This is a genomic window from Nocardia sp. GP40 (assembly GCF_050434125.1).
Lineage (GTDB): Bacteria > Actinomycetota > Actinomycetes > Mycobacteriales > Mycobacteriaceae > Nocardia > Nocardia albiluteola.
Genome location: NZ_JBNPVW010000007.1, coordinates 1 through 26,150, shown reverse-complemented (window position 1 = coordinate 26,150; position 26,150 = coordinate 1). Strand labels below are relative to the sequence as shown.

At 64.2% G+C, this 26,150-nt stretch carries 34 protein-coding genes; 11 read left to right on the top strand and 23 right to left on the bottom strand.

What is annotated here, in order from left to right:
• Nucleotides 1–15: 15 nt before the first annotated feature.
• Both ABH933_RS21805 and ABH933_RS21800 read right to left on the bottom strand, forming a co-directional pair.
• Nucleotides 16–516 carry a hypothetical protein gene (locus tag ABH933_RS21805; protein WP_429428538.1) on the bottom strand — a complete coding sequence of 167 codons (501 nt, stop codon included), beginning with the start codon at nucleotides 514–516 and terminating at the stop codon, nucleotides 16–18.
• A gap of 280 nt (nucleotides 517–796) precedes the next feature.
• Nucleotides 797–1,342 carry a hypothetical protein gene (locus ABH933_RS21800; RefSeq protein ID WP_429428540.1) on the bottom strand — a complete coding sequence of 182 codons (546 nt, stop codon included), beginning with the start codon at nucleotides 1,340–1,342 and terminating at the stop codon, nucleotides 797–799.
• Nucleotides 1,343–1,911: 569 nt separating this feature from the next.
• Between ABH933_RS21800 and ABH933_RS21795 the strand changes: the two genes are divergently transcribed.
• Both ABH933_RS21795 and ABH933_RS21790 read left to right on the top strand, forming a co-directional pair.
• Nucleotides 1,912–2,226, top strand: coding sequence for a hypothetical protein (locus tag ABH933_RS21795; RefSeq protein WP_429428542.1), 315 nt, complete (start codon nucleotides 1,912–1,914; stop codon nucleotides 2,224–2,226).
• 645 nt (nucleotides 2,227–2,871) lie between these two features.
• The gene (locus tag ABH933_RS21790) at nucleotides 2,872–3,552 is read left to right on the top strand and encodes a cysteine hydrolase family protein (protein ID WP_429428543.1); all 681 of its coding nucleotides are present in this window, start codon (nucleotides 2,872–2,874) and stop codon (nucleotides 3,550–3,552) included.
• A gap of 244 nt (nucleotides 3,553–3,796) precedes the next feature.
• Here the strand turns inward: ABH933_RS21790 and ABH933_RS21785 are convergent, their stop codons facing one another.
• The gene (locus ABH933_RS21785; RefSeq protein WP_429428545.1) at nucleotides 3,797–4,879 is read right to left on the bottom strand and encodes a phosphotransferase enzyme family protein; all 1,083 of its coding nucleotides are present in this window, start codon (nucleotides 4,877–4,879) and stop codon (nucleotides 3,797–3,799) included.
• Nucleotides 4,880–4,936: 57 nt separating this feature from the next.
• Nucleotides 4,937–5,830: an IS982 family transposase gene (locus ABH933_RS21780; protein ID WP_429428547.1), complete on the bottom strand. Its 894-nt coding sequence runs from the start codon at nucleotides 5,828–5,830 to the stop codon at nucleotides 4,937–4,939.
• Between the two features lie 393 nt (nucleotides 5,831–6,223).
• Here ABH933_RS21780 and ABH933_RS21775 point away from each other — a divergent pair, with 393 nt between their 5' ends.
• Entirely contained in the window at nucleotides 6,224–6,472 is a 249-nt protein-coding gene (locus tag ABH933_RS21775) for a hypothetical protein (protein ID WP_429428549.1), read from the top strand.
• 45 nt (nucleotides 6,473–6,517) lie between these two features.
• Entirely contained in the window at nucleotides 6,518–7,183 is a 666-nt protein-coding gene (locus ABH933_RS21770) for a GNAT family N-acetyltransferase (RefSeq protein ID WP_429428551.1), read from the top strand.
• Between the two features lie 297 nt (nucleotides 7,184–7,480).
• Here the strand turns inward: ABH933_RS21770 and ABH933_RS21765 are convergent, their stop codons facing one another.
• Complete coding sequence (locus ABH933_RS21765; RefSeq protein WP_429428553.1) at nucleotides 7,481–7,672, bottom strand: hypothetical protein; 192 nt, start codon at nucleotides 7,670–7,672, stop codon at nucleotides 7,481–7,483.
• A 317-nt stretch (nucleotides 7,673–7,989) separates the two neighbouring features.
• Between ABH933_RS21765 and ABH933_RS21760 the strand changes: the two genes are divergently transcribed.
• Nucleotides 7,990–8,532, top strand: coding sequence for an NUDIX domain-containing protein (locus ABH933_RS21760; protein WP_429428555.1), 543 nt, complete (start codon nucleotides 7,990–7,992; stop codon nucleotides 8,530–8,532).
• Between the two features lie 239 nt (nucleotides 8,533–8,771).
• On the opposite strand, the gene ABH933_RS21755 is transcribed toward ABH933_RS21760, so the two are convergent.
• Entirely contained in the window at nucleotides 8,772–9,620 is an 849-nt protein-coding gene (locus tag ABH933_RS21755) for a hypothetical protein (RefSeq protein ID WP_429428557.1), read from the bottom strand.
• A 347-nt stretch (nucleotides 9,621–9,967) separates the two neighbouring features.
• A complete protein-coding gene (locus ABH933_RS21750) occupies nucleotides 9,968–10,807 on the bottom strand; it encodes an alpha/beta fold hydrolase (protein ID WP_429428559.1) in 840 nt (279 codons plus the stop codon).
• A gap of 156 nt (nucleotides 10,808–10,963) precedes the next feature.
• Here ABH933_RS21750 and ABH933_RS21745 point away from each other — a divergent pair, with 156 nt between their 5' ends.
• Entirely contained in the window at nucleotides 10,964–11,656 is a 693-nt protein-coding gene (locus ABH933_RS21745) for a class I SAM-dependent methyltransferase (RefSeq protein WP_429428561.1), read from the top strand.
• 116 nt (nucleotides 11,657–11,772) lie between these two features.
• On the opposite strand, the gene ABH933_RS21740 is transcribed toward ABH933_RS21745, so the two are convergent.
• Complete coding sequence (locus tag ABH933_RS21740; RefSeq protein ID WP_429428563.1) at nucleotides 11,773–12,030, bottom strand: hypothetical protein; 258 nt, start codon at nucleotides 12,028–12,030, stop codon at nucleotides 11,773–11,775.
• An 89-nt stretch (nucleotides 12,031–12,119) separates the two neighbouring features.
• Between ABH933_RS21740 and ABH933_RS21735 the strand changes: the two genes are divergently transcribed.
• Nucleotides 12,120–12,305 (top strand): hypothetical protein, encoded by a 186-nt coding sequence (locus tag ABH933_RS21735; protein WP_429428565.1) that lies wholly within the window; start codon nucleotides 12,120–12,122, stop codon nucleotides 12,303–12,305.
• Between the two features lie 169 nt (nucleotides 12,306–12,474).
• Here the strand turns inward: ABH933_RS21735 and ABH933_RS21730 are convergent, their stop codons facing one another.
• From ABH933_RS21730 to ABH933_RS21720, 3 genes are all read right to left on the bottom strand, one after another.
• Nucleotides 12,475–12,693: a hypothetical protein gene (locus ABH933_RS21730; RefSeq protein WP_429428567.1), complete on the bottom strand. Its 219-nt coding sequence runs from the start codon at nucleotides 12,691–12,693 to the stop codon at nucleotides 12,475–12,477.
• Between the two features lie 1,210 nt (nucleotides 12,694–13,903).
• Nucleotides 13,904–14,107 carry a GNAT family N-acetyltransferase gene (locus ABH933_RS21725; RefSeq protein WP_429428569.1) on the bottom strand — a complete coding sequence of 68 codons (204 nt, stop codon included), beginning with the start codon at nucleotides 14,105–14,107 and terminating at the stop codon, nucleotides 13,904–13,906.
• 21 nt (nucleotides 14,108–14,128) lie between these two features.
• Nucleotides 14,129–14,590, bottom strand: a complete 462-nt coding sequence (locus ABH933_RS21720; protein WP_429428571.1) for a GNAT family N-acetyltransferase — start codon at nucleotides 14,588–14,590, stop codon at nucleotides 14,129–14,131.
• Nucleotides 14,591–14,746: 156 nt separating this feature from the next.
• Between ABH933_RS21720 and ABH933_RS21715 the strand changes: the two genes are divergently transcribed.
• Entirely contained in the window at nucleotides 14,747–15,172 is a 426-nt protein-coding gene (locus ABH933_RS21715) for an actin-binding ADF family protein (protein WP_429428573.1), read from the top strand.
• Nucleotides 15,173–15,363: 191 nt separating this feature from the next.
• On the opposite strand, the gene ABH933_RS21710 is transcribed toward ABH933_RS21715, so the two are convergent.
• Nucleotides 15,364–15,870 carry a hypothetical protein gene (locus ABH933_RS21710; protein ID WP_429428575.1) on the bottom strand — a complete coding sequence of 169 codons (507 nt, stop codon included), beginning with the start codon at nucleotides 15,868–15,870 and terminating at the stop codon, nucleotides 15,364–15,366.
• 393 nt (nucleotides 15,871–16,263) lie between these two features.
• On the opposite strand from ABH933_RS21710, the gene ABH933_RS21705 reads away from it, so the two are divergent.
• Complete coding sequence (locus tag ABH933_RS21705) at nucleotides 16,264–16,581, top strand: NUDIX hydrolase (RefSeq protein WP_429455075.1); 318 nt, start codon at nucleotides 16,264–16,266, stop codon at nucleotides 16,579–16,581.
• A gap of 206 nt (nucleotides 16,582–16,787) precedes the next feature.
• Here the strand turns inward: ABH933_RS21705 and ABH933_RS21700 are convergent, their stop codons facing one another.
• Nucleotides 16,788–17,894: a phosphotransferase family protein gene (locus tag ABH933_RS21700; protein WP_429428579.1), complete on the bottom strand. Its 1,107-nt coding sequence runs from the start codon at nucleotides 17,892–17,894 to the stop codon at nucleotides 16,788–16,790.
• Nucleotides 17,895–18,125: 231 nt separating this feature from the next.
• Between ABH933_RS21700 and ABH933_RS21695 the strand changes: the two genes are divergently transcribed.
• Nucleotides 18,126–18,458, top strand: a complete 333-nt coding sequence (locus tag ABH933_RS21695) for a hypothetical protein (RefSeq protein WP_429428581.1) — start codon at nucleotides 18,126–18,128, stop codon at nucleotides 18,456–18,458.
• A gap of 310 nt (nucleotides 18,459–18,768) precedes the next feature.
• Here the strand turns inward: ABH933_RS21695 and ABH933_RS21690 are convergent, their stop codons facing one another.
• The 10 genes from ABH933_RS21690 to ABH933_RS21645 all read right to left on the bottom strand — a co-directional run bounded on the left by ABH933_RS21690 (nucleotide 18,769) and on the right by ABH933_RS21645 (nucleotide 24,736).
• Nucleotides 18,769–19,329, bottom strand: coding sequence for a GNAT family N-acetyltransferase (locus tag ABH933_RS21690; protein ID WP_429428583.1), 561 nt, complete (start codon nucleotides 19,327–19,329; stop codon nucleotides 18,769–18,771).
• A gap of 224 nt (nucleotides 19,330–19,553) precedes the next feature.
• Nucleotides 19,554–20,279 carry a phosphotransferase gene (locus tag ABH933_RS21685; RefSeq protein WP_429455089.1) on the bottom strand — a complete coding sequence of 242 codons (726 nt, stop codon included), beginning with the start codon at nucleotides 20,277–20,279 and terminating at the stop codon, nucleotides 19,554–19,556.
• Between the two features lie 425 nt (nucleotides 20,280–20,704).
• Nucleotides 20,705–21,016 (bottom strand): hypothetical protein, encoded by a 312-nt coding sequence (locus ABH933_RS21680; RefSeq protein ID WP_429428587.1) that lies wholly within the window; start codon nucleotides 21,014–21,016, stop codon nucleotides 20,705–20,707.
• Nucleotides 21,017–21,098: 82 nt separating this feature from the next.
• The gene (locus tag ABH933_RS21675) at nucleotides 21,099–21,551 is read right to left on the bottom strand and encodes a YbaB/EbfC family nucleoid-associated protein (protein WP_429428589.1); all 453 of its coding nucleotides are present in this window, start codon (nucleotides 21,549–21,551) and stop codon (nucleotides 21,099–21,101) included.
• A gap of 2 nt (nucleotides 21,552–21,553) precedes the next feature.
• Nucleotides 21,554–22,036, bottom strand: coding sequence for an SMI1/KNR4 family protein (locus ABH933_RS21670; protein ID WP_429455074.1), 483 nt, complete (start codon nucleotides 22,034–22,036; stop codon nucleotides 21,554–21,556).
• A gap of 31 nt (nucleotides 22,037–22,067) precedes the next feature.
• Nucleotides 22,068–23,534: a deaminase domain-containing protein gene (locus ABH933_RS21665; RefSeq protein WP_429428593.1), complete on the bottom strand. Its 1,467-nt coding sequence runs from the start codon at nucleotides 23,532–23,534 to the stop codon at nucleotides 22,068–22,070.
• Nucleotides 23,531–23,824, bottom strand: coding sequence for a WXG100 family type VII secretion target (locus ABH933_RS21660; protein ID WP_429428595.1), 294 nt, complete (start codon nucleotides 23,822–23,824; stop codon nucleotides 23,531–23,533). The genes ABH933_RS21665 and ABH933_RS21660 overlap by 4 nt, the downstream gene beginning before the upstream one ends.
• Entirely contained in the window at nucleotides 23,821–24,162 is a 342-nt protein-coding gene (locus ABH933_RS21655) for a WXG100 family type VII secretion target (protein WP_429428597.1), read from the bottom strand. Before ABH933_RS21655 ends, ABH933_RS21660 begins: the two co-directional genes overlap by 4 nt.
• A 164-nt stretch (nucleotides 24,163–24,326) precedes the next feature.
• Nucleotides 24,327–24,521: a hypothetical protein gene (locus ABH933_RS21650; RefSeq protein ID WP_429428599.1), complete on the bottom strand. Its 195-nt coding sequence runs from the start codon at nucleotides 24,519–24,521 to the stop codon at nucleotides 24,327–24,329.
• A 47-nt stretch (nucleotides 24,522–24,568) separates the two neighbouring features.
• The gene (locus tag ABH933_RS21645; protein ID WP_429428600.1) at nucleotides 24,569–24,736 is read right to left on the bottom strand and encodes a hypothetical protein; all 168 of its coding nucleotides are present in this window, start codon (nucleotides 24,734–24,736) and stop codon (nucleotides 24,569–24,571) included.
• A gap of 183 nt (nucleotides 24,737–24,919) precedes the next feature.
• Here ABH933_RS21645 and ABH933_RS21640 point away from each other — a divergent pair, with 183 nt between their 5' ends.
• A complete protein-coding gene (locus ABH933_RS21640) occupies nucleotides 24,920–26,128 on the top strand; it encodes an IS5 family transposase (protein ID WP_429429395.1) in 1,209 nt (402 codons plus the stop codon).
• Nucleotides 26,129–26,150: the final 22 nt, after the last annotated feature.

Sequence of the window (26,150 nt, the reverse complement as noted above, 5' to 3'; positions counted from 1 at the left end):
CTGTCGGCGTCCTGTTCACCACTTCGAGCTATTGTCGTTCTTGGATGCGTTGTCTCCCTTCATTCGCCGAGATCCGGACATGGGTCGCAGTGTCAGCACCGTGCCGGGTGTCGGGCGTGAAGGTGAGATGCCCTCGTCCTGAAGTTGGAGGACTCGGTCCGCCCGGCGCCCCACATCGACAGGCAACAGGAGGACACCGACCCAGCGGAACAGGCGCGTGAATGCTGCGGCCTCCCGGTCCCACTTCGCACCGCTGATCCGATGCTGGTTCTTCGGTGAGTCGCAACGGAATTCGCGATACGCCCTCATGTCAGACCGGGTCGCGTGCCGCCACGGAACACCGCGCCGCCACAGCCACGACAATAGCACTCGGATATCGGTCGCATAGTTTCGGCGCGTCTCACGTTCGAGACCGTGAAACTCTTCTGAGAGAACGAATTTCAGAAGATCGGTGTCGACAACGAAATCGGGCCGCACGAATACCGGATCGCCCGGAAAGAGCCCGACCCGGTCCACAGCGGCGGGAAGATCCTGAATGCCCAGTACTCCGTCGGGTGGGAGCTGTCCCCACCGGTCGGCGTCGGGAACGAAAACGAGCGACCACTCGTCCACCCTGCTCCTTTGCGTGAGTCCCTTGAACTCACTCAATCATCAGGGAAGCACAGGTGAGGGAAATCTATATTGCCAGATGCCTGGTACCTGATGTTGCCGCACAAGCAGCCGCCGGAGTGAATGGTGGACATGTCCTTTCACTCGTTCGTTTGCTGGGAAGGTCGAGCACCCGAAGGCAACTTCATCAACCGGATCTATGCTGGCCTGTACCTGGTTGACGGCCTTTGGTATTCGCTCGTTGAGACCGGTGTCGATCATAGATGCGATCTCGCTTCATCGTGGTCCACGCAGATGAATTGTCGCCGTGGTCAAGGAAAGTGCCGCTGGCTGGAGGCAGCAGTGATAGTAGCGTTCCGGGTTGTTGCGTGGTCGCTGGGTTGGCGTCCTTCTGAAGCTGAAGGACCGCCGTAGCGAGCACGATCTGCTCGGCGCGGCGGCGGGATTCTTCTTCGGCTGCTCGTGACTGGCGAAGGGCTTCCTTCAGCCGGGCGACTTCGCACCGGAGGCGTTGTTCTGCGGCCGGAGTCTGGTGAGTTTCGGCTCGGACGCGTGTGTGGAACTCCTCCTTCAGGTCAGCGTGTCGCTTGTGCAGGGCCATCCGGTGGACCTCGGCCTCGATAGCCAGGGAGATGACGGTGAAGCTGCCATCCGAACGCTCGGGTCGGCCGGCAAGCAGCCGTTCGATGGCGGCGCGGATCCGGGCTCGCTCGCTGTCGTGCCGGTGATTCATGCGACAACCTCGTCGGCGTTGCGCGCCTGGGCGTCGTGTGCGCCCGCAAGGCCGCGCAGGCGTATTGCGTTCAGGCGCAGTCATTTACCTGCTGGCTCGGGCAGGTGTGCTGCCTGAAGGTCCATCATGTCAGCGTGCGCTCGTGCAGCGCGAGCGTGGCTGTCGGTGCGGACCGCGTTGCCGCAGCCGAGCTGGCATGCGAATTGGTTGGGGCTGTGGCGTCGGAGTCTGGATCACACAGCGCCATATCGCGTTTGAACGCGCAGATCGGGAAGCTGTCGGGGTTTTCGAACAGGACTTGCCCGTCTCTGCGGGGGTGTCATGACAGGGGAACTTGGCCGCGGCCTTCGGCGTGGTGAGGGTACCTTCGAGGCGGGGCAGCTGGGCGGCGGTGACCAGAGCCCGGCGCGCCGCCGGGCCTGAGATCTTTTTCCCGGCCGCAGTCGCATCGCGCAGGCGAACTGCCGTGTCCGCTGCGGCCAGAGCGGTTTCGACGTCGAGTTCACCGTGGAAGCCGCGTCGGGCTCGGTTTCCGTAGCCGCTGGCGGTGCGGCCGTCCAGGACGGTGCGTGGCCGTATTGGATGGCCAACGCGACCAGTCCACCCGGCCTGCGGGCTATATGCCAGGCGAGACTGCGCCTCAGCCTGCTCAGGCCGACACTCCCGAGCGGATCGGGCGGGACCTGCTGGTGCGGCAGGTTCTGCGCGACGGCCTCGGCGTTGATCCATTCGATCAGCTGTTCAACCCGTCGGTCCAGGCTTGCGCCTTCAAGGCGCCGTGGTGCGTGCGTTGGGACACGACGTCGTGGTGTGTGGAGCTGAACAGCAGCTCATCGTTGGGACCATTTGCTCGAGGACGCGGATCGCTTTCACGACTGGGGTGATCGCTACCCATGGAACGTCACGTTCCGCGCCAGCGGAAATGTGGTAGCCGTTGATGTCACGAACGTTCTTGTAGTTGTGGGCCCGGATCAAGTGCGGGCTAGTGGATCCGGGCTCAGGATCGGGGCAGCACCCCGAGCGGAGCGTCTAAGCCTACTGCGGCCGCATGCCCGTCAGGTACATGATTACGATGGCTGCGGCGGTAGCCGGGTGACGGACCAAGGTCGGTGCTTCCTCGAAGTCCAGGTATTGGCGCCATGGCCGACCGTCGATCATGCCTGCCACCGGCAGCCGCATCGGACACGGGCCTGGCCGCAGCGCTGTGTGAACCGTCGGCAGGTCGAGTCGCCTTGACAGGTACTGGATCTGGGCGTAGGGAGCACCGGCGGCCGCGGCGACGTAGAGCCGGTTAAGCGTGGTTCCGCGCCCGCGATCAAGGCGTATGCGACCGCGAACGGTGTGCACCCGGAGCAGATCGAACTTGAGCGGCTGTTCGACAATCCCTTCGACGACTGACCAGGCAGCGTGAGATGAACATTCGGGGTCGGAGTGCGCCGGTCGATCACGTAGGCCATTTGGCCTCAAGATGATTCGACACTAGAGATCATGGATGAGGGATGGTTTGTCGATGGGAGGAGACGGGCCCGATGCGGGATCTTGCGGTGCTGATGATCGATATGCAGAACGGGTACCTCGCCGAGGACGGCCTGCGTGATGCTCTGGGGTGGCCGCCGATCTGGCGCCTGGACGACGTGGTCGCCGCATGCGAATCGCTGCTGGATGCGGCCCGCGCGGCCGATGTGCCGATCGTGTATTCGCGGCAGGTGACCAGCTCGGCCGGGATGCTGGCCGCCAACCCTCGCGCGGTGCGGCATCTTCGATCCCGCCAGCACCGCCTACCAAGCCTGTCGCCCGAGCAGCGGCGGTGGCGTGGTGAGTTGATGGCCGCGATCGCCCCGCAGTCCGGCGATCTGGTGCTGGACAAGACCCGGCACAGCTTTTTCGCCTACACCGAGCTGGACCCTGTACTGCGGAGCCTGGGCGCGCAGCGGCTGCTGGTGGCCGGACTGCAGACCAACGTGTGCGTCGAAGCGACGGTGCGTGCAGGGCTCGAACGCAACTACGAGGTTGCCGTAGCGCAGGACGCGGTATCCACCGACGGCCCTGACCTACACCACGCAGCGCTCAACTCCATGCGTGTGCTGTACGTAGAATGCGCCCCGTGGCGAGAGCTGCTCGCCGACAACGCGACCTGGGACCGCGCCTACACCACCCCAAACTACGGCCGAAACCCCGAGTATTGGAGTGAGTCGACCGAAACACCCTGATACAGAAAAGAATACGGTTCGTTTCCGATCGACGCCGCGCTTGCCGAGACCGACCTGACGGACGACGAAAAGATCGTGACGGGTTCGCCTGTGAGCGTGGTGGTTTCGACGGTGATGTGCAGTGGCCGGGATATCAGGTCGCGCACCTCGAAAAACTACGTGACCGGCACCACTGGCCTCCTACGCGTGAGTTCACTCACACGCGCGACATCGTGGCGCACCGGCAGGTTCTGATAATTGCTCTTCAAGCAAGTGCTCCTGGGTACTGTCGGCCACCGAGGTATGCCTCCATGTTGATGATGATTCTGGCGATTCGTCCTGGTCCCCACTCCGCTACGGCCGTATTCGACATTGCGGTGCTGACGAAGTTCAGGACGAAGACATCGCGAAGGAGGAGGTACGGCTCGAGCAGCACGTCGAAACCTTGCGGCAGTCCGACGACGTTGGTGTAGCCGTTGAGGAACGCCTGGGCGAAACGGGCATAGGCGCCGGGCTCGGTGTGGGCAATCCGGTGGATCGAGGACAGTACGGTCGCGATATCGAGGATTGGGCTTCCCCAGCCGCAGTCGTCGAAGTCGATGATGCCGACGCCGCCGGTCGGCAGGGCGATCATGTTCTCGCGGTGCAGGTCTCCGTGGATTCGACTGTGCACGGCCGGATCGCACTCGGCGATCGCGGGCACGATCCGGTCGGCGACCTGACGCAACGTCATACGCCCGGCTTCACTGAGATGCTCACCGGCGTCGGGATCGGTCAGCGCAGCACCTTTGAGCATCATCTCGTAATCCCATGTGGGACGGTCGAACACGGCCAGTTCAGTAGTGGCTGCGTTGTGGTGCAGGTGTGCGGTGGCCGCGCCCATCTGCTCGGCGACACCGGGCTGCTGGTAGGGCGGCTCGGCTGTTCCGGGTACCCAGTGCAGCAGAGCCAGGGTCGCTGCCTGGTCCTGTCCGGGGACGGTGATGGGGACTACGCAGTCACCGTCGAGCGTGGTGAGCGGGCCGGGGACTGTGACTTTCCCTGCGGCGGCCAGGCTTTCCAGCCAAGCCATTTCGCTACGCTGCTGGTCGGCGGTTCGGCCGTCGTGGCTCGAGAGCCGCGCGACGAAGGACTGGTCGCTGTCGGGGGTCACCCGCCACACGGCGTTGTCTTCGTATCGCTGCAGTTCCAGTATCGCGGCGGTGCCGTCGATGCCGTAGTGGGTGGGCAGCGCGGCGCGGGTCAGTTGGTCGAGCACTCGGAGTTGTTCACTGTGGCTGAGATCGGAGAACGTGGTGGGTGGCACAGTTTCCTCACTGTTGATGTCGGTCATGTCAGGCCGGGGCACGGGGGAGATCACACCTAGACGAGTAAGTCCTAATGCTGGGTGGGCCACCCAGCATGGTCAATGGTCGTAGGCAATCAATGATCGAGTGATGGACGCGGTGGTGGCGCGGTTGTGCCAGATCGTGGCGGTCAAGGCGAGGATGCGCTGGCCGATGCGGGCGGTGACGCCGTCGATGCAGCGTCCACCGTGGAGCTCGAGATCGAGTTGCCCTTTGAGGGTGTCGTTGACTGATTCGATGAGCTGTCGGACTGGTTTGAGTAGATGTTCGTCCGGTCGTGGCGTGCGATTGCGATAGGACGGCCGCAGTAGTCGCACCTGCCGGTCGGCGAGGAAGGAGTCCAATTCCTTTGAGGCATAGCCTTTATCGGCGATGATCGTCAGCCCGGGGCGATCGAGGGTCAATGTCGGGTCGTGTTCGAGTATCGCCATGAGGACCTGCCGATCGTCGATCTTCGGGTCGGCCAACGCCCAGGTCACCGGCAGCCCCGACGGCGTGCACACCAGGTGCAGCCGCAGTCCCCAGAAAAACCGTGAGTGCGAGGCGCAATAGCCGTAGCCAGCCCATCCGGCCAGCTCGGAACGCTTGACCGTGGGCCGTGAGCGGGCACACTCGACCGGGGTCGAGTCGACCACCCACAGCGGATCGGTCCACAGATCGGTGTCACCGGCCAGCACCCGAATGAGTCGCTTGATCAACGGCACCGCGGCCCTCAGCCGCTTGTTGTAGCCGGACTGGCCCGGGAGATACCGGAACGCGCCAGGAACCACCCGAGGCACAAATCGCAGCCACCGGGCCTCCGATCGCACACCCAGCAGCACCTGGGCCACCGCCAGCGTCAACAGCTCGGCATCGGAAAGCCTTGGCGGACGGCCGATCCGGGCGGGTCGCCCCAGCCAGTCATCGATCGTGACGTACAGTGCGGTCAGAAGGGTATCGAGGTCTGTCTTCACAAACCGACGTCGATACCCTTCGCCGCGTCAGAACTCGAGCGCCCACGCCGAGCAGCCCAGTTCGGAATTACTCGTCTAGTGGCGCAGATCGTGGAGTACGGCCACGACACATTCGCTGGAGGCGAGGTGATCAGGATATGTAGCTGTTGACCTTGGGTACAGGCGTTTTCGCACCGTTGGCCTGCGCGATGACGGTCAGGACTGTTGGCTGTATCGGTCCCATTCCATTGCCAACGACTCGACGTTGACTTGGCGGGGGGCGGGGCGGGGAAATCGCTGACACCAGGCCGGCAGCCAGTACGACCAGCACCATGCACAGCCTAAGGCGAGGGTCAGCACCATCGCCCCCCATACGGCTACCACCGCAACACGCGGCGACTGAGAGTGAAATCTGTGCTGGAGAGCGAAGCTCCCGAGTGGGCGGTCCCGGGCATGCTGCTGTTGTGGATCGACTCGCTGTTCGCGGTAACCCGCCCACCGACACCGGCTTTCGTGCCCGCGACCGCCCCGGGAGTCAATGACAAGCAGATGTGGGCGCTGTGGATGATCCCTGCCCGCGCGAACAACGATCCTGACATGGCCCAGCAAGTGTTCCAGGAGGCGGTCTCCAGCGACTTCGATCAGCTGATCGAATCCTCATGACCTTGCTGACCGGAATCGCGCAGAAACTGCGTGGAGCCAACGCCCATGGGGCAGGGTACAACTGATGGCGGCTCTGTGCCCCGGTTCCAGCTCACACCTATTTCGTGCTTCTCGACCACTGCCGGCAACAAAATTCGATTGCCCGGCGCGGCGTTCGGGTGTGAGCTCGATATCGTGACTGCGTTGGCGATGCCCGTTCTAACCGGTGAGAACATACGGCTGCGGGCTTTCGCTGCGGCCGATGTCGGTGTGGTCGTGGAAGCAGGACGGGATCCGTTGATCCCGCTGATCACATCGGTACCCGACCAAGGCGACGAAGCCGCCGCACATGCCTTCATCCAGCGCCAGCACGACCGAGCAAGCACCGGAGCAGGGTGGTCGTTCGCCATTGTGGATCTGGATACCGACACTGCCATCGGACACGTCGGGCTATGGCGACGGGACATCGACCACGGCCGGGCATCGGTCGGATACTGGGTCGGCCAGCGGCATCGAAGCCGCGGTTACGCTGCACGCGCCTTGCGTGTGCTCACTTGTTGGGGTGTGACGCTGCAAGAAGTGTCACGGCTCGAACTCTATGTCGAGCCCTGGAACGAGGGGTCGTGGCGCGCCGCCGAGTCGGCCGGGTACCAGCGTGAGGGTCTGCTCCGTCGATGGCAGAAGATCGATGGCCGACCCCGCGACATGTACATGTACGCTTACCTCGCCTGAATCGAGCCAACTCCCCGGCTGTGGCTGACCGGAACCGGGCCTGGCCCGACCACCATCCGGCCCTCGGTCCTACCGTTCACTAGCGTTGACTATAGCCATCCTGTGAGATGGACCGCTCCTGCTCAGTGCAGACCGAGGGTCCTCCGATCGAGGCTTATCAACGAATTTTGGCCCAACGGAATAAATTCCCTTGCGCAGTGATCGTGACCGGCACCGATTCCGTGATTGTGGGAGATCCCGCTCGTGGCGCCGGCTATGGCCAGGGCTGGCATGGTGTGCGGGGGTGGCGCGATTTCGTCAGATGTCACCGAGACAAGAAATTTCGAGGTTAGTCCAGGCCGTTGCCGCCCCGGCGTCCAGCACTTGCAGTTTGTGGTCGGGCAGGTGGGGGGAGAGGTTGTGGATGGCCTGCTCGTACCGCAGCCGGCCCCACGGTGCGAGCTGACAATCGCGGAATCGGCTGAAATTCGAATCGAATTCGGAGACCACGCCGTGCCTTCCTGCAGGCTGCAACCTGGAACGGACCGCATCGATGATACCGCGTGGCGTGGTGGAGGTTTGGCGGTTGAGCAGTGAGAACGCGGTGCCCGCGAGCCGTGGTGAGGCCGCTGAGGAGCGGTGTTCGCATCCTCGAGGATTCCTGTGGTTGGGACGATTTCGCCGCCGTCGTCCCCGGGGCGGCGGTCTTGATTCCGGTCGCGGACCGTTGACCGATCGCGTCGTCGGGCACGCGGCCGGCTTCCGAAGTCGACTCAAACCCGACTCGATCGCCTGCTCGTCGGGACACAGAGCGCGAAACTGAAGGTATGTGCATCAAGACGTTGTCGTCCAGAGTGGTGTATGAGAATCCCTGGCTGTCACTGCGCGAGGACCGGATTGAGCAGACAGACGGTTCACGCGGCCTGTATTCGGTGATCGACAAGCCGGACTTCGCGCTCGTGATCCCCATGGAGAACCAAGGTTCGATCGCCGGTTTTCACCTGGTCGAGCAGTACAGGTACCCAGTGCAGGCCCGGTCGTGGGAGTTTCCGGCGGGGTCGTTTCCCTATGGGGTGACTGGCAGCCCGCAGGAGATGGCCGCGGCCGAACTGGCCGAGGAAACCGGGCTCACGGCGGGGAGGCTCGAGCGGCTCGGCTACCTGCACTGCGCGAATGGCATGTCCGGTCAGGGCGTCCACGTGTTCCTCGCTACTGACCTTGCGCAGGGTGAACCGAACCGGGAGCACACCGAGCAGGACATGCGCCAGCGATGGTTTCCTCGGTCGGAGGTGGAGGAGATGCTGCGTAGTGGTGTCATCACCGACGGCCCCTCGCTGGCTGCATACTTGCTGCTGACCCTGCGCAAGTAGCCCAGCACGGTGTCGGAGCGGTCACGACCGATTTTCAAATCTCAGGGTCGGCAAAAAGACACAGAACCCCAGCTCAACAATCGTGTCGATCCAGCGCTCTGTCCAGCTCGACCATCGAGGTGCCCCTCGGTGGCGGCGCGATGTGTTTCTCCGAGCGCATTCGCGTAACCGATCGCTTCGGCCCGCTTCGAAGTCGGCATCGCTGCCACCGCTGTGGGGTTGGCGGTTGGGGGGTTTGATCATTGGGCGAGCTGGTTCAGTACGAGTTGGAAGTCATCGGTGGGTTGTATACGCACGGTGGTGTTGTCGTGGGTGAGGTGAACGGCCAGCTCGATGCGGCCGTTGTGCCAGTGGTACAGGTGGGGGCTGACCGGCCAGGGATCATCCTCATAGCGCTGCACCGCGATTCGCGCCAGGACCCAGATCGCTTCGAGGACATCGAGATCCTCGACGGGCGCGGCGTACAGGTTCAAGTGGGTCGGAACAGCGAACACCGCGCCCGACCGGCCGAGGACCGGATAGTCGCACAGCCACAGGGCGTGCGCACTGGTGTAGTCCCCACCGCTGAGCAGGTACCAGGGTGGGACACCGTCGGGAAAGTCGGCCCGGACGAAATCGGCGGGTCCGTCGCGAAGCGTGTTCTCTTCCGCGAGTACAAACAGGTCCCGCTCGTCGATCGGCCAACCTGCGAGTTGCTCGTAAGTTACCGCGGACATGGTGTGCACGCTGTCGAGGACCGCCCGCTGCACGAGCCCGCAAGGCAGTGTTCTGTGCACGCATCTGATGTCGCCGCGGAATTGGTTCCCGTACAGCCGGGTCCGGACCAGCTTTTTGGCTTCGTCGAAGTCGATCGGTCCGAGTGGAACTTCGAGCTGAGCCAGTGCGGTGCCGAGATAATCCGCAGCCAACGCGGCCCAGTCGTGCGGCGGTGCGGCAGCTGCCTCGCGCAGCAGGTCGTCCACGAAGATCACCGTGGTCCCGGCGGGGCCGGTGACCGTCACCTCGTCCCCGGCCGTCACCACCGGCTTGTAACCGCGCAGCTCGGCCGCGGCGCACAGCAGTTCGACAACCGATTTGTCGTTGCTCATCCTCACCACCACGCCCCCGTCCTGCAGGCACCAGGATGGCCTGCGCGAAATAATCGGCCCGCCAAGGCTATCCGCAGGCGCCGACGTCTTGCCGGTCCCGTGTCCTGCCCCCGCCTGGCTTGTGCCGGCCAGTTGGTCGGCCGGACACAACTCCCCGGCGTCCCACAACCTGTCGGGGCTCGTATCCAATGCTCACGATCGGCCTACCCGAGAAACGGTAGACCTGTGAGAGCGCCTGATCGTCCAGTGCAGCAACGACCACAACGCTGGTCATTTCTCGTCATGGGCGTTGGTGGTGATCCGGCCTTATCGATGGACTGGTTGGTGGCGATTGTTCGTGCGCGGCTTCAGCGTCCGGGGTGATCGAGTCGGAGTGCTGGGCATGATCCGCCCGCATACCGTAATTGAGCGGCAGGAATGGTGACCGGCCGGTGGTTACGGAAGGATGCGATCACTGCACTGATGCAGGCCGCGACCAGTTCGGGCTGGTCGGCTGTGACATGATGGCCGGCCCAGTCTGCGACGATGAGCGTTGCGTTCAGCTTCCGTGCCAGTATCCGTTGCCCGTCCTGCCACTGCTGGTCGAGTTGCTCGGGTGTGAGCGGCGCGTACTCGGCTGCCTCGGCGGGCGTCAGGCGTGTCCATCGCCCGGGCGCGCTCGCCAGAACCGCGGCGGGAACAGGTGCCCACACCGCGGTGTCCAGCTCGGCGATCGATCCCGGGATATCCAGCATCGACGATCCCGGATCGTCGTCGCCTCTTTCGTATACCGGCCAGCGGGAGTTCGCCAGATGCTGCATGGTGGTGCAATCCACCAGCACCAGCCCAGCGGCATGTGCACTGTGCCGGGCGGCGTACATCATGGCGATCAACGCGCCGATCGAATGTCCGACGACCACGTGTGGTGATTCGATCGCCAGCGCCTCGAGCATGCAGCGCAGTTCATCGGCCAACGCCCCGAAAGTGCGCGGTTGATCGACCAAGTGTGGTGGCAGTGGATCACTGCCGCCGATACCTGGGCGGTCGTAGGTGACCGTGGTGTGCAGGAACAACCTGGGCAGGACGAGGTCCCACTGGTCTCGGGGCGTGCCGAGAGCGTTCACATACACCACTGGCACCGGGGAGTCTCTCGATCTGATGCACGCGGTCAGCTCGTAGCCGACGTCGACCGTCTCGAATCGCAGCACCCCACTACAATTACCCTTCGCGGGCGGTTCCCAGGAGCGGTTGTCGACCACCGCGCACGGTGGTGATGTGACCCTATGCGCCGAAACCTGTTCGCTCCCCACTGATTATCGAAAATGGTTGGTGTTCCTAGAGTTTGGACAGGCAATCTATCTCGCATGAACTGGTATGAGGCGTTCGCGGATCGCTACGATGTCTGGACCGCTCATATGACCGATGATGTCGGCTTCTACACCAATCTCGCACGCCGGACCGACGGCGCGCTCGTGGAGTTGGCGGTCGGCAATGGTCGTGTCGCTATCACGGTCGCGCAGGCCACCGGCCGGAAGGTGACCGGTATCGACACCTCGCCCCGCATGCTCGAACAGGCCCGGCTCCGCGCCGCAGCAGCGGGAGTGCAACTGGATCTGCATGAGTGCGATATGCGGGAGTTGCGTGTCGATGAGCCGGCGGGATTGATCTACTGCCCGTTCCGGGCGTTGCTGCACGTGCCGACCTGGGCCGACCGGCGGCTGGTCTTCGAGCGCGTGGCCGCAGCACTGCGGCCGGGAGGGCGGTTCGCTTGGAACGCTTTTGCCTTCGACCACCGACTCGCCACCGCTATGGCTGGGGTGCGGGAGGATCTGCCGGCGCCGCATAGGCGTCGATACTCCGTGGGCGACAACAGGATCGACCTGGTCTGCGATGACGGCACCACCAGTTCCCTGTGGTGGGCCACGAAGAACGAATGGCTGGGACTCATCGACGTCGCCGGTCTCGAGCTCGAGGCGTTGCACGGTGGATTTACAGGTGAACCGTTCACCGACGACAGCCGCGAGTATGTGTTCGTGGCCCGTCGTCCACACGATTGATCCGGGTGACCAGCACCGATTCCGGGGCCTTGCGCGCTATCCACACAGTCACCGAGGCATGATCCGATGCAGCGCGGCTTCCTCACCCTGATGGGCGCCGCGATCACCGCACCCGCTCACTCGCCGCGCCCACAGGCGATCTCACCCACGCCGCCGGAACCTGCATCGGACTGGGCACGGCCGAGGAGATCGAAGCCATGTTGACTTGCCAGCCTGCGCCGCATGGATGACTCATGGACGACCAGCTCCGTGGCGGTACCCTGCTGACAATGGTCCGCGCGCACCTTCGCCACGTCCTGTACCTGCTCCGCAACGCCAGCGACGACGGTACCGTGGGCCGGCGCCTGCGTGCCTGTGCCGTCAAGCTTCTCCACTGGAGTTACTGGCTCGACCAGACTCACGCCACGGCCAAGCCGGATACCCGTACCTGCGCCTCGACGAGTACAGCGCTGCTCGCCGACACATGCGGGCCGCCCTGCGCGACGGGGAGCGCAACGATTCCCGTGAAGGCGCGCTGCGCTACACCCTGCTGGCCACTACCTATGTGCGGCAAGACGATCCGGACCTCGACCACGCAGTCTATCTCGCCGATCACGTCAGCTGCTTGCTCACCGAGCAGGTCGCCGCCACCCGCTGCACGGCCACCTGACCGACCTCATCGGCGACCTCACCCCTACCGGCACCAGCCTGCCGCCCGCGAACTCACCGACCGCGTGCGCTTCCTGCATTCAGCGACCAGCACCAGCAGCAGCTGACAACGCGTTGAAACCGCAACCACGACCCGCCCCTCATCCGGCCGCCGATCGACCGGGTCACAGTTACAGCAGTTCGGCGTACATGCGGGCGTCGAGCACACCGAACTCGATCCGACACGGGAACATCGACGGGCTGCCCGTATGGCGGTGATGCTGATGCACTGCGATGAGTGTCATCGCCCACTCCGTGAGCGGGCCGGGCAGCCAGTACCTGGTGCCGTCGGTGAGCCGCACATACGGGCGGCCGGTCGTGGCGGGGCGGTCGATGCCGATCGCGGCCACGCCCAGGACCAGCCCGTGTTCTGCGTGGAATCGACCGCGGGCACATCGAGTTCGATGTCCATACTTGAAAGGTAACCCAGCCTCTGCACGGTTCGGCCCACCCTAGCGCCCCGTGTCGGCCACCGGAGGGACGACCGGCGAACACGTCGGTTGTTGTCGGTGGAGGCATCTACCCTGGCGTGAGAGTGAGGTTGAGCGGTCAAGGCGGGAGGGCGCGAGGGTGGACAGCGACGACGGCAATCCGTGGCTGAACAGCGGGGCGCGGTGGACCGTGTACCACTACCGGGAAATCATCGACGGCCTACGGGCCGGGCTGGGGTGGCGGCAGACCGCCCGTGACATCGGCCGCAGCGAGGACGCGACTCGACGCCGGGCGGACATGTTGATCGAATGCCGACGCCGAAGAAGCCCGCAGCAAGGTGGAGAGCCGCTTCCACCGCAAGGGGCTCCGGACCCGGATCGTGCGGCGAGTCACCGGCCGCCTTTTCGGCAGTGACCTCGATGACGACGCCCACGATCACCACGCCCACCGCGCAAGTGAGCGCACCGACTCCGCATGTGCGCGGCTGCCGGACCTGGACGAACCGATCCCGGACCTCCCCGACCCAGCCGAACCACCGCAGCCGGAACACGATTCGGAACCCACCGCAGAGGATCCATGAGCCGCGCATCCCCGGCCTGCGCGCCCCGAATTCCGACGCAAGTTCAACAGCCGAGTCCCTCCACAACCCCCGAACTCGGCCAGACGCCCACGCACCGGCACCGAACCACCCGAACCACTGGGTGAGGTCACCGACGCCGACCGGAACGAGTGAGCTTCACGTTCGGATCCCAGCGCTGACAACGGCGCGAATCTTCCACCAGTCGTATGGGATTGCTTGCAGCGGCCGATTATTCGGTCGTCCGCACGGCGGTATGGCACGGTTTTCGGGAGCGCAGCCCTGGAAGGGGAGCTCGTGTAAACAGTTCGTAGCCGGGCTGCTCTGCACCCACCGGCGTTACCTGGTTCGCCGATAGTCGCTGGTGGTAGAGGTCGGCAGTGTGAGTGGCCACTCCCAGGTCGTGGCTGCCCATGCCTACCCCGAGGTCGACTGCTCGGAGTTGATCGTCCAATCTGTTGTAGTTCCAGAGGAATTCGACATCGCAGCGACATTCATCGCGCAATGCCGATGCTGGCATATTCCGGTCCCAGGTCAGATGGCCGAGTGGATCACATGCTACTGCCGGCCGGATGCGGAAAGCGGAGAAACCGGCCCGTTGTCTGCAGTGGCCATTGCCGGTAGAACGAGGCCACCGAGTCGTCGGCCACGAGGCCGACATGGGCGATGCCACTCGAGGCCGCCCACTGGCTGATTCGGTTCATCATCGCCACCCCGATCCCGTGGTGCCGGAACTCGGATGCGACCTGGCGCACGGTAGTTATTCGTTTGCTGCGCTATTCCTCCAGCAGGTCTTGTGCGGTGTCATGGCTGTCCGCTGAGCGCGGCACGGATGGTGGCAGCCGGACCATGGTGGCTGCGTCCACGCATTCGAATCCGAACCTCTCGTAGAGCCCGTGCGCGTCGCGGGTGAACAAGATCCAGCCGAACCCGTTGCCGGGACCGCGACGGATCATATAGTCGACGATCCGATGCCCGAGCCCCCGGCCACGATGCGCCGGTACGACGAATACATCCGCGAGTAGGGCATTGCTCACGCCATCGGACATCGCCCTGGCGAACCCGACCAGCGCACCGGTGACAGCATCGTGCGCGGTGACCACGCGCCAGGCCGCAGCGAACTCGTCTTCGACCTCATCGCGGGTCCGTGACCCGCCCCAGTAGGTCCCGGTCGACAGGTGCGCCCACACAGTCTCGATATCGAGCAGAGTGCGGTCGGTACCGAGCCGATAGGGCATACCGCGGATGCTATCGGGGACTTGCGAGAGTTGGCTCATTTCCGGCCGCAGCGGACAGCGGGGCGTGAAATGATGTCTACGACAATGTATCCCGGTAGCTGCGTCGATCCGTCCGACAGTCGGGTTGGTGCGATGCCGCCTCGAAAGGATGGCCTCGTGGCATCAGGTGTCGCAGTGCACGATGACGTCGTCACCCAGTTCAACGACTTCAAGCTGAAGCGCCCTCCGTGCAACTACCGCTACTTCATCTACAAGATCGAGAACGACTCGCAGATCGTGATCGAGTCCACCGCACCGAACGAGGCAGGCTACGAACAGTTCTACGAGACGCTCTCCGCGATCAACGACGAATGCCGGTACGCGTTGATCGACCTGGAAGTCCTCACGAGCGACGGCCGGCCGGCCTCGAAGCTCGTGTTCATCAGCTGGTCTCCGGATACAGCCAAGATGAAAAGCAAGATGCTGTACGCCTCCAGCAAGGAGGCGATCAAACGGGTCCTCGTCGGTGTGGGTATCCATCTCAACGCTACGGACCCGAGCGAGCTGGAGAAGAACTACATCATGGACAGCATCGAGAAATAGCTCTGACGAGGAAAGTCCCGGCATCATCGAAAGCTCCAATCGAGCGACCTAGATGTATCGAGCCCTGGCCGGTGCCGGCCAGGGCTCGATCGGAGTGCGTCAGGTCGGCAAAGCGTGCACTTCCCCGCGCAGGGCCCGTCGACTTCTATGTCAACGGAACCGGCTAGCCGATGGAGCCGAGTTCTCTTCTCTCACAGCCAATTTCGCCCGTTCACGACAACATCGACCACCATCGCATAAAGGCCATCGCCGACCACCCGCGCCATGCCTACGGCAGCGTCGTCGACCTCGGCCACCACGCTGTACAGCGATGCCGGCAAAGCGGTTTCGCATTTTCTCGCTGCCGGTGTTTTCCAGCCCACCGATGCACGCAACAGCTGATACTCGGTCACCGTCGGTATACGCTCGACGATCCGCACACGCCTGATGGGGTCACTGATTTCATGATCGAGGTCGGCGGGCTGATCGGCTTGTGTGTGGATGTGGGTGTCGTTGCGGTGCAGCCATTTTCTGTCCATGACAGCTTGGATGTCGGTGCCACGGTGGTGTGCCAGTAGCAACGCGTGGCAGATGAGGTCGATGATCTCCTCGTCGACCGCATCCTCCAGTTCGGCAGCAGACTTGCCGCGTGGGCGCCCCTGCCCGGTTGCAGCGAGGAACCATTGAACCAATTCCCCGGACTCCTCGGCGATCTTCAAGGCACAGCCACTCGGGGGTGCGGTCGAAACCGTGGCGCCGCGCGTATCGGTACGACACCGCATCCAACGCTGCACTCAGCTCAACCCAGTCCATACTGTCTGACCTTTCCTCATGATCTGCGGTCCCGCTGCCGACCAAGTCCTGCATCTGCATCGAGGTATTGGTGATCGAATCCCGTTGGTGCACAGAATAGTCCGGCAAAATCACCCGTTGAGTGCACTTGACTTCGGTGCGCATCCTGCCGTCATCATCCAGCGGTGACGGTCTCGCCATCGTCGTAGATTTGCTCGGCAAAGACACCCGCTCTGGAGGGGGGCGGTCTGCGCTCGGTGTCCGAGTTCATTCGTTGTGGTCAGGTAGTTTCGATCATTCTGGAGGAGGGAATGCGCCTGATGTCCGATAAGGTCGTGAAGCAGAAGGTGATCGTCTACGTCGTACGTGACGGGAAGCTGCTGGTGTTCCGGCACATCGACTTCTCCTGGGAACAAGTCGGGATCCAGGTGCCCGCCGGTAGCATCCGTCCTGGAGAGGCACCTGAGGCTGCGGCGTTGCGCGAGGCACGCGAAGAGACCGGTTTGTCGGACTTCACGATCGTACGCAAGCTCGGGGAAGCCGAGTACGACATCAGTCCCTACCGGTTCGAGATCCAGCACCGGCACTTCTTTCAGCTGGAGTTGCGCCAGGACGCGCCGGACCGGTGGCCGAGCTAGGGAGACCACGATGGCGAGGGGGAGCCGACGCGGTTCGAATGCTTCTGGATTCCGCTGGGCGCCGCCCATGTTCTGCAATCGGGACAGGGGGCTCTACTCGGCCACCTCAGCGACTGACCCGGGTCCGGTAAACGATTCCACCGCAACGGGTTACATGATTGCGCGAGTCGTTCTGGCTACGGTTGCGGGGTGGGGCAGGGCTGGATTCAGTATGGTCCGCGCAGGGCGGCTTCGACTCGCGATGCCTCGACCGTGCTGTTCAGGTCCCAGAGTGGGGCTGCTACTTCGAGTTTGGTGACCAGCTTGGTCACCAGCAGGTGTTGCTCTGCGGGAGTGCTGTCGTCTTCGCTGATGATCTTGGCGTAGCGGACGGCCTCGAGAACGGCGGATTTGATCTGCTCGTGGACGAGGTACAGGCGCAGGTCGTGTTCCCAGCATCCGGTGGCCGCTTGTGGTTCGGCAGCAGTCCACGAGGTGAGGAACCGGTGCTGTTCACCGGGGAGGTAGGTCATCTTGTGCAGGTGGATCGCGACCTCGCACAGCGGATCGCCGAAGAGGGCCAGTTCCCAGTCCAAGAACACGGTCTCCCCGTTGCGGATGATCATGTTCTTTCGGTGCAGATCGGCGTGTATGAGCCGAAATGGTTTGGGCTGGAGAGTTTTCCAGGCACCGGCCAGGGGTTCGAACGGATCGTCGGGTACTCGCAGCTCCCGATACAGGCGCGCGAACGGGCCACGCAGGTCGCGGTACACGCGGCGTGTGGCGTCCCACAGTCGATGGGCGAACCGGTGTGGGTCGTCATCGAGCCCGTCCGGCGCCGGGGGGAGCGCGGCGCGCGGAATTGCGGCCAGTTGCGCGCACAGGTGCGCGACATCGGTTGGCACGTGCTCGGGGACCGTGACCCCGCGCGGGGCGAGCTGGTCGAGCAGGTCGCCATCGATGAACTCGTGGATCTGGTAGGCCGGTTGCGGCGATGCCCAGTACAGGCGCGGGGCGGCGCTGATGTATGGGGCGATCGTCTGCAGTACCGCCGCCTCGGGCCATTGGCGCAGGTCCATTACGTCCGCGCCAGCGATCGGTATGCGGACGTTGAGACACTGCCCGGAGGGAGTCAGCACGCGGATATTGCGGTTGTAGGACCCTGCCGCGGCCTGGGACTGGGCGTTCGCTTCACGATAGTAGGCATCGGGATCACCGCCGAAAGCCTGCAGGCACGTGGAACCAGCTGCCGGGGTGGATGTTCGAAGCGGTGAACCCGATTCGCCTGGTACCGGAGGGAATGCCTCGGTGCGTTCGGTCGGTCCGAGATCCACCCCGCCCGACCTCCCTGCTGTCGCTGATCGCAGGCTCGCGCTTACCATGAGCGGCGCCGACATTCGTACGATACCCGGCCGACTGGGGCTGCCCGCGTGATCGGGATGGCTGGGTATGGCGTGGTGGCCAGTGCTTCACAACCACTGGTCGTGCATCCCATTCGGTACCCGCCTGGCGGAGTTGCGGGGTCCATGCCCACGGGATTGGGCTTGTCCTGCACGATGGTGGTCGTGACCATCGTGATTCTGCGGCGCGAGGATCCGCTGGCTTTCGTCGCCGACGCCTGTGCCGCCCTGGCCGAGGAGAACAACCGGATTCGGGCCGTCGGTCAGGACGACACCCGCCAGCTGGTGCAGACCTACGCCGAGCTGGTGATCAGCTACGCGCACCTGGCGCGCCCGACGCTCACCTCTGCTCGCGCCGACATCATCGACCACCTGGTCGATCGTGTCAGCCAGGCGCAGACCGGTGACATCGGCATCCCACTACTGGACATTGTCGACCGCCTCCACGGCGAACTCACCCACCAGCCCACACCACCTGGGCCGCAGCCTGACCGGTAACGAAGTCCACCCAGCAGGTGACCCTTCGGGAATCCACCGGCCGGCATCACCGCCCGGTACGTGTACAGCCCGATGTCGCGATCGTCGCAGCACGCAACAGGGGCGGGAACACCCGCATCTGCATCAACCGGCCCCCGCCAACCGACGCAGCCGAGTGGCTCTGTCTACGGTGCAGCGACCACGTCTGCGGCAACCCGGCTGATCCCGCAACGCCTGCAGGCAGGCTGAGGGCCACTCGGCCACAGAGCATTTGGCATCTTCTACAGCGCCGACACGATCCTGGTTCGGGACTGGGCCCGCCCGGGATACCCTACTCGGGGCAGGTGATCCAGTAACGGCGGTGGAGTGTCCCGTTGGGTGAGGGTTCTACCGACTCGAGGACTCCGCCGCAGGACTCGATGATGCGGCGGCTGCCTTCGTTGTCCTTGCCGCAGGTGACCAGGATGTCGCGGATGCCGATCTCGCGCGCGATGCGAAGGGATTGGCGCAGGATCTCGGTCCCGTACCCGCGCCGCCGATACTGGCGCACCACGCCGTAGCCGATGTGGCCACCGCGGCGCAGGAGGTTGTCGTTGAGGGCGTGGCGGATCGACGAGCGCCCCACGATGACGTCGTCGACAGTCGCGACAAGGAATGTTTCCGGCACGATCCCGTCCGGGAGATTGACCCCGCGCCGGTAATCATCGTGCAGTGCGAGGTATTGCGCCCAGGACATCGCCGGGGTGAGCTCGCGCGCGAAATCGAATCCCTCATCGCGGGATATCGACTGGTGAGCGGCGCGAATCACGGCCTCGTCGGATGTTTGCAGGGACCGTAACCGCAGGGCCATGCTTTCTGTGTTCCGGCTGACCGCTTCGGGAGTGTGTGACATTCGTGGACGATAGGCAGCGAGGCCGTTCGGTGTCGATGGATTATCGGCCGGCATGCTGACTCTTTCCTGGTGTCGCAGATGAACATTCCCGCAGTGCGGTCGGTAACCACGAAGGCGCGATATATGTAGCGCCGCAAGTGTTTCCGGCTGAGCCATCCTGACCGGCGGAGTGCCGATGTTTCAGACTTCGGTGGGTGGGGCTGTGCGATCGCCCCGGTAAGGGCTTATCCCCAACCGATCCGATTGCGCAGCCACTCTCGCGTCACGCGGGCCGTGCGAGCTTGATATCGGCGCAGGTTCGGTGATCGTGGCGGTGGTGGTTCCCGGCTGTTGCGGGTCCAGTATCCCAGCAGTGCGCAGATGAACGCGCTGATGGCTGCCGGTTCGGTGCCTCGGGTGGCGGGGTGTTCGGCCAGGATCGGATCGGGATTCACACCGCACACGGCGATCGACGGCGCCATCGAGGCAAGCTCGACCCAGCTGGCACCCACGCATGGCCACGCCCAGTCGACCACCACGACAGTGCCGACGTCGGTCAGGAGCAGGTTGTCGGGGCGAATGTCGGTGTGGAGCAGGGTATGACCGGCCGCTGGCTCGCACCACTGGGACTCGAGCTGGGCTAGTCGGTCCAGATGCTCCATGCACCACCTGTCCAGATCCGGTGGTGGACCATGTTCAGCGAACTTCCGCCAGCACATGAACTCGGATCCGTAGGCATCCGCGATAGTCGGAACATTCTCCAGCGGGCTCGGGGTCAATACCTGAGCCATCCGCTCAAGCGCCGACAAGGTAGCAGCGAGTTCGGTTGGCTGGTCCAAACGCGGATGCCGTCCCGCGATGTTCTCGAAGGCCGCGACGAACCAGCCACCGACCTGCGCAGTGAACCGGAGCCGAGGAGCTGGGACCGTGGGTGGCAGGCGCGCGGATGTCTCGGCTTCGGTTCGATACATCGGCGCGAGGACGTCATCGCTCGGTAGCGCTTTGACGAATAGTGTTGTGCTGTCGACAAACTCCAGTCGAGCTGCCATACCGTGGCTGAAACCACCTCGTTGATTCTCCGCAGACCGCACTGCCGCACCGACTCGCTGCTCGATCGCCGTCTGTACCGGCAGCGGTAAGTGATCCCATTCAATTCGGGTCGCGGTGTGCTCGTCGTCAGCCACGGCCCTTATCGTGCCGCCATGCTTATCGGTTCCGCCACCACATTTCCGGGCTGGCACATACCGCAATGACCTGCCGAGCTGGCCACCCCTCGGGCGAAGCTCACCAAGGTCACGGCATCGGACTGCTGTGCGGGGTGGATCGTGTGTTGCCGGTAGGGCGGGAACCCTTTGCGCCCTGCAAGGTTTCATGCTGATGCCGCGGACGGCTCGGTTCAGGGACCGTCTAGCTGATCTCCGGGCGGTGGGTTCATGTCTGTGATCTCGGCGGTCCACCAGTCGGGCTTGGCTGTGGTCTCCCAGTGCACCTGGAACTTCCAGCCATGCGCGAGCTCAGCCCGTCGATGTAGCTCCGCCTGCGCTTCTTCGACAGCGGCCGTAGCCAGGGTGTCCGGGAGGAATCCGTCCATGACGCTGGCAGGGTCGCGGAGATGGACGGCGTACCGCCACCGCTCAGGAGTCCGGTACAGCACGAACGAGGCCGGCGTACCCCAGCGCGACCGACCTGACGGTTGACCATCGGTCATGACCGCGACCCTTCAGCCGGCGACGGCTCCTCGCAGGCCATCGACCACAGATCAGGCTGCACGCACCCCCGGCGCATAACATTCACTGGTTCGTCCATCCGCGGTTCAGTCGTTCGAAGTAGGCGTCATCGGCAGTTTGGATTTCTTCCTCGGTCATCGCCTGCCGCGCCGGCGACTTGCCCGATGTCTGTGTGGTGGTCATCCGTCTGGCTTCCTGGATGGTGTCGGCGATACGTGGGTCGCCGGTCAGCGGGCGAGCCGCTTCGGCGGCCTGCTGCCGTGCGTCTTTCTCGGCGCGCCGGATCGTCTCGAGCAACACCTGCGCCAACCGGTTCTCGCCCAGGCGCAATGCTTGCGCGGTGAGATGGATGTCCCGTACGTGGCCCTGCGCATTGACGGTGACGCCGAGTTCCCCGTTGCGGGAGGACGCACGAACTTTGATGCGGCGCAGGGCCGATCGCACGGCATCGACCTTCTGCTGAACCTCGGCCAGCGCGGCGCGTTGTGTGGCTTCCCAGCCGTCGAGGTCGGCCATCGTTACAGCTTGCCTTCCGCTCGCATCTGAGCCCGCTTTTTCGCTGTTTCAGCGCGAAGTCGTTCGCTGTCGGCTCGAATCGCCTGGCTTCTCCGAAAGGTTTCCCACAGCCATTGTGTGAAGGTCTCGGCTAGTCTGAGGACTTCAGGGTGACCTTCGGCGTATCCGAATACCGCGTCCGAGCCCTGTTCGAAGAAATAGACCGTATAGCCTTGGTGATCGCCGAAAAAGAACCGGTTCTCCAGTGTCAACGTTTCTTCCGGGTCTGACGCGATATCCTCCGCGGACTCCCGAGACTCCAACGGCGCCGGGTAGCAAATGTTCGAACCACGGAATAATGTGCCGCTGCCGCGTCCGAACAACTGCAGATACGCTATGTACTCATCGGGTAGCTGTATCGGCGAGGCGGCATCCACGACCTGCTGGATCTCTTCGGTGCTGCATCCTGCGAACGTGTCCGGTGTGGTGTACTCAGTGTGGAGCATTTCCTGCCGGAGTCGCTCAAGCTCCTGCAGGCTACTGGGGCGCGGGGTTGGTGTAGGTGACATTGACCCTGACTCCTGGATACTTGGTCTCGAATTGATCAATTATGCTAGTGCATGAGTCACATGGCTCGTTTTCGGTGTAGAGCTCGATGACGCCTGTGGAGTCCGGCTTCAATCGTGAAGCCACCTTCTCCAGAATCTTGTATTCAGCGTCGGTATCGCGCGCGATACTGCCTGGCTCCGGCTGCGTCGGCTTGAATTGCGGAGACGTCGGACTCTCCACGCTGCCTGGTGGCGGGTTCTTACCGCTCACGGATTCGAGTTCCCGCGAGGGGATGAACTGACCATCCACCTGTGCCTCGGCGACCGCGACATTCCTGCCGTCCTTGACTGTCCGCCCCGAGTTGGCCCAGCCTGCACGCGCATCCTGCGTCGCCTGTTCGCCGTCGAATCCGCTCGCCTCGTCCTTATCCGGTCGCCACGACTTCGTCGGTCGCTGCGGTCCATATCCACCAGGTCGGGTGTTGCTGTAGAACGTGTTCGGCTGTGCATCCAGCAACGGCTGGACACTCTTGATGATCACCGGTGCCGCACCGACGGCGACCAGGCGTGCGACCGGCATGGCCGCGGCGACGAACGCAGAGAGCTCATCGACGATCGTGATGACCCGTGCTGCGGTGGCTGCGCCGCGGGCGCCGGTGATCACGGTGCCGCCCGCGCCGCCGAGCGGGCCGCCGGCGAGCCAGCCGACGCCCTCGACCGCGGCCGCGATGACGATGAACTCGCCGAGCTCCTGGAAGATCTTCGCGTGCGCTTCGTCGATGGCTTGGGCGAAGTCGACTGTGGCGAGGCTGAGTTCGTCACATTGGCCGATCACGTTGTCGATCGCGGTATCGACGATATCGACCTGAGTGAGGATTTGGGCGACCTCGCCACTGACCTGCTCGTCGACGATCCGCCGGGCCGCGGCCACGGCGGTCTTGATGCCGTTCATGCCGTCCTTGGCGGCGGTCCAGGCCGAGGAGACCGTCCGCAGTTTGTCGGGAGATCCATTCGGCCACGTGCGGCCTTGAAGCCAGCGGCTGATCAGCCCCCACCCGAACGGTGCGTTGGTGTCCCCGCCGTAGGCACCCTGGAATTTGGGGGCGTCGAAATGCGCGGTCGGCGGCGGAGGCTGCAGCTGGTTGGCGGGGTTCGGGGTGTGGTGCGAAGCGTTGTCGGCATTCGCGTGGTTGACACTGTTCACGTGCAGCAGGTCGTTCAGCTTGCCCAGCGCATTGACCGCCGCCGTGGCCGTGGCTATCGCGTTGAACGCCGCGGGATCGTATTTGTCGCACCACTTGTGCCCGGAGTCGTCGGTGCCGCCGCAACCCCACTGCGAGTCCAGCACCTTCGCCAGCGACGTCACCACCGACACCGCCGCATCATGGTTCTGCCCGTACAGTGTGCCCGCAGCAGCAAACGCGGCCGGTAGCACGCTGATCGCGGAACCCGTCACGGCCACATCCGTATATTGACATCGACTGCGCCGGAATAGTTTCCGTGTGCACGAGTCAACGCGGCCTGTAATGCGGTCAGCGCCTCGCGCATGGCCGCGGTGTCCGCAGTCCAGCGTTCCACGAATCGCTGGTGGCTCGCGGCAGCAGCGCCAGTCCACTGCACATGAAGCTGCTCGAGCTGGCGGCCGATTGCCTCCACCCGCGCCTCGATGTGGCTGTCGAGGCGTTTCGCGTCATCGATCAGGCCCTGTAGCTCGGTCAGGTTGACGCGAAAAGGGTTCTCGTTCACGGGATCTCCGGTAGGTCGAGGCTGCTGGTCTGATGGCGCACGGCATTGGACCACGTGGTGTCGGTCTCAGTGAACCAGCTGACGGCTTCGCGCAACGCTGCCGCATCACCCTTCAAGGCTTCCACCACATCGGTGGCGGCAGTGTGCCATTCGACCCACGGTTGATCGTGGGAATCGGCGGCCTTGCCGGACCAGTCGCCGCCGATCACCGCGCGCACACGTTGGTAGAAGGCGCGGATATCCTCGTCGAACTCTGTGGCCGAGTCCTCGATCCACTGCGCCGCGGCCAGGACATCCTGCACCGGAATTGAAGCCCCCTGCTCACTACCACTACCCACCCGGCCGAGAGTACAGCCGCACACAGGCCCTGGCGTATCCCGACGGCGATGCCTCGGAATACTGCGGCGGATCTCCGGTGTCCCCTTCTGTCTCCCGGCCGGGGGTGTGAGCAGGCTCGGGCGTTCTGAACGCTGGGGCGCCGCAATGAGCCCGGACAGGTGGTTCAGTCGTATGGGCGGCGGGCCACGAAGACGTACTCGCTGCTGTCATCGGTCAGGGCTTCACCGGCGAATCCTCCGTACAGGGCTACGAGTTCGAGGTCAGCCATATCGATGATCCCCAGCCACTCGTTTTTGGTCGCCCACCACAGCGAGGTGGTGCTGCGCTCGCTCACGAGATCGATCCTGTTGTCGCTCATCGCATATCGGCGAGTGTGTGGTGCGGGCATATCTCTTTGGACTCCGGTCATTGCGACCGCGACCCGGTGGTCGAAGGCGAATGCGTTCCAGCGAACCGCCCGTCGGGCCGCAGCGCGGTGGCCACGGGCTCGAACACGCGGCGCCGGTCGGTCCAGGTGGGTAGGTGCAGCAGCGCCCGGAACGGGCAATCGATCAGTCCCGTGGGCTCGGTCACGTCCAGATCCCCGTGTAGAAGTCGATATCGGCTATCTCGTCCGAGGTCCACTGGTCGTATCGATCCGCGAAGACGTCGTACCAGTTCATGATTCATAGCGTGCTCTCTCAGAGCCTGGTGACAAAGGGTTTGGTCGGTGATCCATGCTCGGCGTGATGCCTTGAGCGGGAACAGGTTCAGAGAATTCGGGCGATCAGCCCCCGGACGAGGCGGGCTCCTGGTAATCGAGGTGTTGTCTACGCACCACAGCAACCAGGAGCCCGCCTGTCTGTCTACACTCTTGCGTGCGGGAGCGCCAGTGGTTGTGCTTCACCGGGCTGCCGATGCCACGACCGTGCCCGGTCGTATCCCTCGGACCTCACCGACACCGAGTGGGGGGTCCTGGAGAAAGAGGCGCGGGCGGTGATGGCTGAACTCGTCACCGTCTCGGGCCGGCCGATGGTCCACGACCTGCGGGCGACGCTCGACGCGATCGGCTATGTGGCCCGTTACGGCGTCGAGTGGCGGGCTCTACCGGTCGATTTCCCGCCGCATGCGGCGGTGTATGCGTTCTTCACCCGCTGGTCGGCGCGTGGCCTGCCCGAACGCCGGGCCGGACGGCTCCGCGGACGGATACGCGCCGCCGCCGGCCGCGGTGAGTTGCCCACCGCCGGGAGTATCGATTCTCAGTCGGTGAAAGCCGCCGAGACGGTGGCGGCCAGGGCGTGTGGGTACGACGCGGGCAAGAAGATCAAGGGCCAGAAACGGCATATCGCGGTCGACACTCTCGGGTTGCTGCTGGCTGTGGTCGTCACCGCCGCCTCGGTGCAGGATCGTGACGGTGCCTACTGGCTGCTGGCCCGGCTGCGGGAGAAGTTCTCCACCATCTCGCTGGTGTGGGCCGACGGCGTTTACGGCGGCCGTCTGGTCGTGTGGGCGAATTCGGTTCTGGCGCTGACGGTGTCGATAGTGAAGCGCCGCGACGACACCAGTGGGTTCGTGGTGCTGCCGCGCCGGTGGGTGGCCGAGCGGTCCTTCGCGTGGCTGACCCGCTACCGGCGGCTGGTGCGGGTCTACGAGCGTGACCCCGCTCATCACGAGGCGATGATCTGGTGGGCCACAGTGCATCACATGACCCGGCGGCTGACTCGCGAGCTGGCCGGACAGCCGCCGGCCCGCCGGTGGGGCGACCCGCCCCCGCTGCCGGAACTGACCAGTCCCGACGCACGCGGGAAGGTGGTCGAGCTGATCGGCGCGCAGCCATGGCGGGCATGGAAAGGCGGCGAGCTGGCCACGGTTCTCGGGATCGACAACGTCAACAGTTTCCGGGTCCGGCTGTCGCAGTGGTCGCATCAGGGCTACATCAGAAAGATCGGACCTGCCCTCTACGGGCCGGTCCTGGCCAGCGCTTAACCCTTTGTCACCAGGCTCTCAG

Coding starts and splice junctions, on each gene's coding strand:
- ABH933_RS21675 (WP_429428589.1), bottom strand. CDS start 21,551: ATGGCCGACCTCGACGGCTGGGAAGCCACACAACGCGCCGCGCTGGCC.
- ABH933_RS21755 (WP_429428557.1), bottom strand. CDS start 9,620: ATGAGCAACGACAAATCGGTTGTCGAACTGCTGTGCGCCGCGGCCGAG.
- ABH933_RS21735 (WP_429428565.1), top strand. CDS start 12,120: ATGCGGGCCGCCCTGCGCGACGGGGAGCGCAACGATTCCCGTGAAGGC.
- ABH933_RS21720 (WP_429428571.1), bottom strand. CDS start 14,590: ATGCCCTATCGGCTCGGTACCGACCGCACTCTGCTCGATATCGAGACT.
- ABH933_RS21670 (WP_429455074.1), bottom strand. CDS start 22,036: ATGCTCCACACTGAGTACACCACACCGGACACGTTCGCAGGATGCAGC.
- ABH933_RS21680 (WP_429428587.1), bottom strand. CDS start 21,016: ATGACCGATGGTCAACCGTCAGGTCGGTCGCGCTGGGGTACGCCGGCC.
- ABH933_RS21760 (WP_429428555.1), top strand. CDS start 7,990: ATGTGCATCAAGACGTTGTCGTCCAGAGTGGTGTATGAGAATCCCTGG.
- ABH933_RS21745 (WP_429428561.1), top strand. CDS start 10,964: ATGAACTGGTATGAGGCGTTCGCGGATCGCTACGATGTCTGGACCGCT.
- ABH933_RS21800 (WP_429428540.1), bottom strand. CDS start 1,342: ATGAATCACCGGCACGACAGCGAGCGAGCCCGGATCCGCGCCGCCATC.
- ABH933_RS21705 (WP_429455075.1), top strand. CDS start 16,264: ATGTCCGATAAGGTCGTGAAGCAGAAGGTGATCGTCTACGTCGTACGT.
- ABH933_RS21685 (WP_429455089.1), bottom strand. CDS start 20,279: ATGTATCGAACCGAAGCCGAGACATCCGCGCGCCTGCCACCCACGGTC.
- ABH933_RS21650 (WP_429428599.1), bottom strand. CDS start 24,521: ATGAGCGACAACAGGATCGATCTCGTGAGCGAGCGCAGCACCACCTCG.
- ABH933_RS21790 (WP_429428543.1), top strand. CDS start 2,872: ATGCGGGATCTTGCGGTGCTGATGATCGATATGCAGAACGGGTACCTC.
- ABH933_RS21770 (WP_429428551.1), top strand. CDS start 6,518: ATGGGGCAGGGTACAACTGATGGCGGCTCTGTGCCCCGGTTCCAGCTC.
- ABH933_RS21690 (WP_429428583.1), bottom strand. CDS start 19,329: ATGTCACACACTCCCGAAGCGGTCAGCCGGAACACAGAAAGCATGGCC.